Below are 4,665 nucleotides of genomic sequence, written 5' to 3'. Positions count from 1 at the left end.
GGGATTGCCGCTTAAAGGATGGAATGATACAGAACCTGTAGTTTATGAGCAAACAGACAAGACTATAGCTATAATAGATATCACTGCACTAGGACTTCATGCGACAGATAAAAACGTTCACAGATGTGATTTGTTCTGCGAAATAGCAAAAGCTAGAAGAGGAGATAGGATAAGAATAGATCACTTGGTAAGAATGATAACACATCCAAGAGGACTTTTCAAAAATTCTGTAGGTGAGAAACATATTTTCATAAATAAAGCAGAAACTCCTATAATGAAAATGCATGCAGAGATGTTACATCAGGGGCTTGAATTATCGCATTCAGATATGGAAATAAAAGTACACATAGGGAGTTTATTAAAATGATAACAGCAATTGTGATGGCTTCTGGTTATTCTAAAAGGATGGGAGAAAATAAACTACTCATAGAGTTTAGAGGAAAACCAATTATAAAGTGGGTACTAGAAGCACTTAAAAACAGCAAGGTAGATAGAACCATAGTTGTAGCTAGAGGCGAAACGATACTCGGTATGGGAAGAGAGTACGGCTTTGATGTAGTGGAAAATAATGAAGCGAGCGAAGGGATAAGTGCGAGTATTAGGCTTGGCGTAGAACATGCAGGAGACAGTGATGGATATTTATTTGTAGCGGCGGATCAACCATTTTTGAGCTCAGAGCTCATAGATACATTGGTAGATCACTTTATCAAATGTCCTAAATGCATAGTAGTGCCTAGCTATGAGGGCAGAAGAGGAAACCCAGTATTATTTCCAAGTGATTTGAGAGCAGATTTTTTAAATCTTCGAGGTGATACAGGCGGAAAAGCTGTCATATCGCTTAATAGAGCAAGGGTTGAAAGTGTAGAAATAGAAGACGAAATGGTGCTTGTAGATATAGATACAAGGGAAGAATTTGAACGTCTAATTGGCAAATAGAATTAAAATCATTTGTCATTTGCCTCAAAAAGGTGTATAAATTATATAGGAAGTAAATGGGCGAATGCCAAAATGAAAGGAAGATTGAGTATGTATACAGATATAGTTATGGATCACTTTAAAAATCCTAGAAACGTTGGAGAACTCAAGGATGCAAACGGTATAGGTCAAGCTGGTGGAGCTAGCTGTGGTGATTTGATGAGACTTTACATTAGAGTGGACGACAATGTGGTTCAGGATGCTAGATTTTTGATCTATGGTTGTGGTTCAGCTGTAGCTGCTGGAAGCATGTCTACAGAGCTTATAAAAGGAAAAACAGTCGAAGAAGCACTAAATATAACAAATAAAACAGTTGCAGATGCACTAGGTGGACTACCAGCTAACAAAATGCACTGTTCCGTATTAGCCGAAGAAGTTATTAGAAAAGCCATAGAAGATTATAGAGCCAAAACAAACAACTAAAAAACAACCAACTTACAAATAAGTTACCTTAGGATGGTGCCAGGCACCATCCTAAGGTAACTTATTTTGTTCTTGTTCTGGAATGTTTTGGCAAAGAAGATATATAAACATTAGAAAGTCGAAAAAAATAGTTTATTCAAAGAGAATAGGTATAAACGGTGAAAACGATAGAGCGGTGATATATGATATCAAAGAAGATACAAGCGCTGAGCTATGGGCACCGGGAGGATGGTCTTCAAATTGGAGTCCTGATGACAAATATGTATTTATAATGGGAGATAGATTCATGAAAGATGAGAGTGGAAAGTCGAATTCATTTACTTGGACTACGGTGGCTAAGGCAAAATAGAATAATTTTCGAATATATAAAACGGAAAATCAAATTTGGGAGGAAATGCATGGTAGAGAATCTAAACTATAAGAAACACGGGCAGAAGTCTAGTATACTAGTACTTCACGGAGGACCAGGCGCTATAGGATCAGCCGCAGGCATTGCAAATATACTTGAAGATAGTATCGAAGTTTACAGTAGAGGTAGATCAATAGATGATCAATGCGAGGAGATACAAAATATAATCAAATATGAAAACATTGACCGACCTATAATTGTAGGACACTCATGGGGCGCTTATTTAGCATACATTTATGCGGCTAAATATGATGTAGAGAGAATAGTGATGATAAATGCAGGTGCATTTGACGAGAAATATTTGCCACTTATGTCAGAGCGAAGACGTAAAGTATTGACCGAAGAAGAACAAGTGAGAATGCAGAATCACTTCAAGATGTTATCTGAAAAAGGTCAAATTGACGATTTAGACGATTTTGGGAAATTAGCATCTAAGATGGACAGCTATGAAAACGATAGATACGAAGATGAACTAATAGCATTCGATGCTTTAGGCCATAGCATGTTGATGAAGGAATTTAATACTATTAGAAGTGACAATACACTCTTGGATATGGGAAAATATATAAAATGCCCAATAGACATAATACACGGAATAGAAGATCCACATCCACTAGAAGGTATAATAGAGCCATTTGATAGACACAATATAAAATACAATCTTCATACTATAGAAAAATGCGGACATACACCGTGGAATGAAAAATATGGTAGAGACAAATTCATAAAAATACTTTTAGACATAGTGAGCTAAACTGCATTATTAGTCTTTTTTATAACACAGCAAACTTATATCACAAATTGCAATTTGAAAGAGACTTTGGTTCTTCTCTGCTTTGGTCGGACATTCGTATTCTGAATATAGAGGCGTGAACAATAAGATTGAAAATTATTTGCTTAAGTGGTATAATTGCACTTAAATACACGCATTGGAAATGCAATGTGGATAATGAGGTGCGGATATGATTGATATAGAAAAAATAGTTAAAGAATTTAATAAAAATGGTGGTATTCTGAAGACATCTGAACTTAATAGCTTAGGGCTTAGTAGCCGAGAGATAAAAAGGCTTCTTGAACAAGGAGAACTTTCAAAAATAAAAAAAGGATATTATGAACTTGCGGATGCTATAAACTCAGAGGAAGTTATTATTTCTAGATTGTTTCCAAAAGCTGTAATTTTTTTGGAAAGCGCACTACTTCATTATGGATATACAGATAGAATTCCATTTGCTTGGCAAATTGCAGTTGATAGAAATAGCGAAAAGAGCCAATATGATATTGATTATCCTATTATTCAACCTTATTATCAAGAACCTAAATTCTTGAATGTGGGAAAAGTTACATATGTTGTTGATGGAGTGGATATAGCAATATTTGATAGAGATCGAACGATATGTGATGTGATGCGTTATGAACGTAAGCTTGAACGAGAGGTGTTTTCAAATGCAATTATGCGTTATATTAAAGATCCGAAAAAAAACATAAGGCATCTCTTTGAATACGCAAAAATATTTAATATTACCAGAAAAGTGCAGTCACAGATAGGGAAGTGGTTATAATGGTTAATTCTAGTGCTTCGCTGTTAGCTAAAATTAAAAACAAAGCGAAACAAAAAGGTGTTCCTTTTCAACAACTACTGAATTTGTTTTGCCAAGAGGAGTTTATTAGAAGATTGGCTCAGAGCAACTATTCAGATAAATTAATACTCAAAGGTGGATTTCTTTTGTATTCGATTAGCGGATTTGAAACAAGACCGACTGGCAAATTCATTTGAATTCGAAGGTCGAAAGTTGCAAAAAGCAATTTATGAAACACTTTCTAAAAGAGAAACACCCTATAAAGCAGATTCTGTTATAGTTATTGAAAGATTAGTTGATAACAATGAAATTATAAACCGATGGGACAATTTTTGTAATAAAATTTTGAAGTATAAATTGGATTTTGGAAAAGTTGTTGAGCTAATTGTCATGTTTATTAATCCACCTTTTCAAGCAATGGTAAATGAAGATGAATTTTGGGGTAAATGGAATTATGAAAAAAGGCAATATGAGAAATAAAAATACTTTTAGACATAGTGAGCTAAACTGCATTATTAGTCTTTTTTATAATACAGCAAACTTATATCACAAATTGCAATTTGAAAGAGACTTTGGTTCAATTATATAATTATACTGTAAATAGTTTGAAAAATCAGTATATGGAGGTGTCTCGAGTGGATTGGGATTTTGTGAGAAATTGTGATGATGATACGAGAGAAAAAATACTAAGAGAAGACTTGAGCGAAGAAAAATGCAAGGTATTGGATAAATACGGTCTTACATCTAATGGAAAATTATACTGGGAAAAAATTCAAGACAAGTATCCAACTCAAGAGTATTTTTCTCATAAACTTGCTAGAAAATCAACTGTAATTGGTATGATATTTCATATACATAGACTCTGTTTTGCAAAGGTAAAGTACTTTGAAAACAATTGGCAAGACTACGAGCCGTGCAAATACGTATGGGATGAAAATGGATTTGTAAAATGCGAACTCTACGACCTAGAAGCCATAAGACAAAAAAGCACAGGAATAGTAATAGACCTCAGAGATCTAGGCCGAATAAAATGGCTAAAAGACTTTCACGCCATGTGCGATAAACTAGAAATAAAGAAAAGAGAAAACATAGAAGCATAACCAATAAGTTACCTTAAGGTGGTGCCTGGCACCATCCTAAGGTAACTTATTGTATTTTTGAATGAGGACAATTTCACAAGGGCATCAATTTATTGATATAATATAGTAAATTCACATCAAAAGAGTACATAAATGAAAAAAATAATAAAACAAATTTGTAGAGGCAAATTCAAATAGGAGG

8 protein-coding genes are annotated in these 4,665 nt (G+C 34.3%); all 8 read left to right on the top strand.

Annotation, left to right across the window (positions count from 1 at the left end; all coding sequences use genetic code 11):
• A partial coding sequence (yqeC, locus tag N4A40_13655; protein ID MCT4662898.1) for a selenium cofactor biosynthesis protein YqeC occupies positions 1-367 on the top strand: 367 nt, incomplete at its 5' end.
• On the top strand, positions 364-936 hold the full coding sequence (gene mocA / locus N4A40_13650; protein MCT4662897.1) for a molybdenum cofactor cytidylyltransferase: 573 nt from the start codon (positions 364-366) through the stop codon (positions 934-936). The genes yqeC and mocA, both read left to right, overlap by 4 nt.
• A gap of 90 nt (positions 937-1,026) precedes the next feature.
• Positions 1,027-1,398, top strand: coding sequence for a Fe-S cluster assembly scaffold protein NifU (gene nifU, locus N4A40_13645; GenBank protein MCT4662896.1), 372 nt, complete (start codon positions 1,027-1,029; stop codon positions 1,396-1,398).
• An 82-nt stretch (positions 1,399-1,480) separates the two neighbouring features.
• The gene (locus N4A40_13640) at positions 1,481-1,747 is read left to right on the top strand and encodes a hypothetical protein (protein MCT4662895.1); all 267 of its coding nucleotides are present in this window, start codon (positions 1,481-1,483) and stop codon (positions 1,745-1,747) included.
• 49 nt (positions 1,748-1,796) lie between these two features.
• Positions 1,797-2,561 carry an alpha/beta hydrolase gene (locus tag N4A40_13635; protein ID MCT4662894.1) on the top strand — a complete coding sequence of 255 codons (765 nt, stop codon included), beginning with the start codon at positions 1,797-1,799 and terminating at the stop codon, positions 2,559-2,561.
• A gap of 208 nt (positions 2,562-2,769) precedes the next feature.
• The gene (locus N4A40_13630; GenBank protein ID MCT4662893.1) at positions 2,770-3,366 is read left to right on the top strand and encodes a type IV toxin-antitoxin system AbiEi family antitoxin domain-containing protein; all 597 of its coding nucleotides are present in this window, start codon (positions 2,770-2,772) and stop codon (positions 3,364-3,366) included.
• Between the two features lie 183 nt (positions 3,367-3,549).
• Complete coding sequence (locus N4A40_13625) at positions 3,550-3,864, top strand: hypothetical protein (GenBank protein MCT4662892.1); 315 nt, start codon at positions 3,550-3,552, stop codon at positions 3,862-3,864.
• A gap of 155 nt (positions 3,865-4,019) precedes the next feature.
• A complete protein-coding gene (locus N4A40_13620) occupies positions 4,020-4,484 on the top strand; it encodes a hypothetical protein (protein ID MCT4662891.1) in 465 nt (154 codons plus the stop codon).
• Positions 4,485-4,665 lie beyond the last annotated feature (181 nt).

It is taken from the genome of Tissierellales bacterium (assembly GCA_025210965.1).
Classification (GTDB): Bacteria; Bacillota; Clostridia; order Tissierellales; family JAOAQY01; genus JAOAQY01.
Note: the sequence above shows the minus strand (reverse complement) of the source record. Positions and strands in the feature narration are given on the sequence as shown.

What these genes read in the sequence shown, in the direction of transcription:
- mocA (MCT4662897.1), top strand. Translation starts at nt 364, where the DNA reads ATGATAACAGCAATTGTGATGGCTTCTGGTTATTCTAAAAGGATGGGA.
- nifU (MCT4662896.1), top strand. Translation starts at nt 1,027, where the DNA reads ATGTATACAGATATAGTTATGGATCACTTTAAAAATCCTAGAAACGTT.
- N4A40_13640 (MCT4662895.1), top strand. Translation starts at nt 1,481, where the DNA reads ATGTTTTGGCAAAGAAGATATATAAACATTAGAAAGTCGAAAAAAATA.
- N4A40_13635 (MCT4662894.1), top strand. Translation starts at nt 1,797, where the DNA reads ATGGTAGAGAATCTAAACTATAAGAAACACGGGCAGAAGTCTAGTATA.
- N4A40_13630 (MCT4662893.1), top strand. Translation starts at nt 2,770, where the DNA reads ATGATTGATATAGAAAAAATAGTTAAAGAATTTAATAAAAATGGTGGT.